The sequence below is a fragment of the Lactobacillus sp. UMNPBX6 genome (assembly GCF_002553975.1).
GTDB lineage: Bacteria > Bacillota > Bacilli > Lactobacillales > Lactobacillaceae > Lactobacillus > Lactobacillus gallinarum.
The window spans coordinates 1-777 of sequence record NZ_PCZD01000127.1; the positions used below are offsets into that span (position 1 = coordinate 1).

The following is a 777-nucleotide window of genomic DNA, read 5'->3' on the forward strand; positions in this document are numbered from 1 at the left end:
AAATTTAGACATAGTAAAAGACCTAAAAGTGTCTCACTTTTAGGTCTCACTTCATAGCTTTATAAGAGTTGTTCTTTGTTTATTATATTAATATAAGAAAAATATTATATTGGGAATAGGGAAAGTTGTTAATGAAAGAGCAGATTATTTTTGAAGATTTTATTCAAGATCGTGAAGTAAGAATGTATGATAAGCATTTTTCTGATATGGATAATAAGGAGGAATACGATGTTTACGTTCAAGTTTTTACGATAGATAACTTACCATTTTCTTCTGTCACAGGTAAGTTGGAAAATATACCTTTTAATTATGATCATGCAAGTACAAAAGAAGTTGTAGTAAATAATGTAATAGGTAATTTTTTTAATCCTGTTACTAAAAAGTATGAGGTGTCGGATCATACCTTTGTCGTGGGACATATCAAGAATAGTAATCTTGATCGAGATGTCGCAATCGAACAAATGCAGCGAGCTGCTATGAACATAATTAATGAGTTGAATAAGCGTCAAATACCTCCTCATATGGTTATGCCACACCTTTTAACAGATGTAGAAAAGGCTAAACGAGTAGTAACAGATGATAATATTAAAATGTCACAGTTAAGTAAAGAAACGGGTATTTCTACAGATGATTTAAACAATTACCGTAAAAATCCCGCAACTTTAAAGCAAGCATCAAATTCTACAATTAATTTCTTAATAACTAAATATTATGAAAAATATTTTAATGAAAAACGCCCGAAAATCCCCGTATTTTAATGCGGGGATGGATAGGGCC

1 protein-coding gene is annotated in these 777 nt (G+C 30.6%); it reads left to right on the forward strand.

Going from position 1 to position 777, the window contains the following annotated elements; genetic code table 11:
• The first annotated feature begins 131 nt into the window (after positions 1–131).
• On the forward strand, positions 132–758 hold the full coding sequence (locus CP357_RS09950; RefSeq protein ID WP_233187256.1) for an XRE family transcriptional regulator: 627 nt from the start codon (positions 132–134) through the stop codon (positions 756–758).
• Positions 759–777 lie beyond the last annotated feature (19 nt).

Excerpts from the sequence above, each read along its gene's own strand:
- CP357_RS09950 (WP_233187256.1), top strand. The coding sequence starts at position 132 with ATGAAAGAGCAGATTATTTTTGAAGATTTTATTCAAGATCGTGAAGTA.